2 protein-coding genes are annotated in these 1,529 nt (G+C 69.5%); both read left to right on the forward strand.

Annotated features, from left to right (window positions below; genetic code table 11):
• Window positions 1-979 (forward strand): hypothetical protein (locus AC2VOK_RS11550; protein WP_428900590.1); only part of this gene is annotated, 979 nt, incomplete at its 5' end.
• Between the two features lie 191 nt (window positions 980-1,170).
• Window positions 1,171-1,529 (forward strand): NAD(P)H-hydrate epimerase (locus AC2VOK_RS11555; RefSeq protein WP_428900591.1); only part of this gene is annotated, 359 nt, incomplete at its 3' end.

Below are 1,529 nucleotides of genomic sequence, written 5' to 3' on the forward strand. Positions count from 1 at the left end.
GGCAACAGTGCTGGCGGTCGCCGGTGCCGGCGTGATCGCGATGAATCCGGCAACGCCGGGTGTTGCCGGTCTCGCCGAGCGGGCGATCGAGGTCCAATTGACCGGCGCGTTCGACGACGTCGACGCGCTGGCGACCCAGGCCGCGGTCGGCACCGTGGGCGTGGCTCCCTACAACTTCCTCGACGTTGCCACAGAGGCGTTCCAGAACGTCGAGCAGACCGCCGAGCAATGGCTCGCCGACCCCTTCCCGATCCTGAGCCAGCTGGGCACCAACTGGCTGGACTACGGTGAGGCCGCGGCGAAATCTCTGCTCTATGCGGGCGGCGGTCTGGCCGATTTCGTCTTCGGCAGCAGCGCACAAGCAGGTCAGGAGTCGTTGGGCCCGCTGGTGGAGTCGCTGATCGGCAACGTGCAAGCGGGCGACTTCTACCCGGGCGCGGCCCAAGACTTGGCCCAGATCATGGGTGGCTTCATCGAATTTCCTGGCGAAGGTCTGGTCAGCGGCGGAATTTTCGACATCCCCATCGACATCAGCGCTCACATCGACAACGTGGTGAACACGGTGTTCGGTTCTGGCCCTGCCGGTCTGCTGAGCATCTTCGGCGGGGTTGTGGGGTCGGTCCTGGAGGCCCCGATCTTGCAGACCGGCGCCGCTTTCGAGGCAGGGGCGACCGCATGGGAAGCGGGTAACTACCTGACGGCGCTCGGCGACTTCGCCCAGATGCCCGCCTCGTTTGCCTACGGCCTGCTCAACGGGATCGACGACCCCACCAACGGCCTCTACTTCGCGGGCTTGTTGACCGCGGCCGACACCTTCTCCCAAAGCGGCGGGCTGCTGGCCAATCTGGCGATCGTCCTGCCGCAGCAGATCGCCGCCGATCTGGCCTCCGACGCGGCCACCAGCGCGGCGACCAGCATGGCCGCCGATCAGGCTGTCAACCTGGGCACGTTGGTGTTCGACCTGTTGTCGGCTCTGTGAGACCGTGGCGGTGGCAGTCGGCACAACCTCGCTGCCACCGCCCGCTGGCCCCACGCCGACGGGTCGTCCCGGCGGCGTGTCCTGCGCCTGACTCGATGCGGCACCCTGCCGGTACGGCGCGGTCGCGCCGCTGCCCGGACACGTAGGCTGGTGGCGCGCGGGTCGGGGCGGCGAGCGGAGGTCTCAGGGAAGTGCGGCGTTACTACTCGGTAGACGCGATCCGCGACGCCGAAGCGCCGCTGCTGGCCGGCCTGCCCGACGGTGCCCTGATGAGACGCGCGGCCTTCGGGCTGGCGACCGCGATCATCGGTGAGCTGACCGCGGTCGCGGGCGGGGTGGCCGGACGCCGAGTCTGCGCGGTCGTCGGCTCGGGCGACAACGGCGGCGACGCCCTGTGGGCCGCGACGTTCGTGCGCCGTCGCGGCGCGTCCGCCGACGCGGTCCTGCTCGATCCGGAACGCGCCCACCCCAAGGCGTTGGCCGCGTTCCGCAAGGCGGGCGGCCGTGTCGTCGAAAGAGTCTCCCCGACCACTGATCTCGTCATCGACGG

Source organism: Mycobacterium sp. TH-M116 (genome assembly GCF_057473685.1).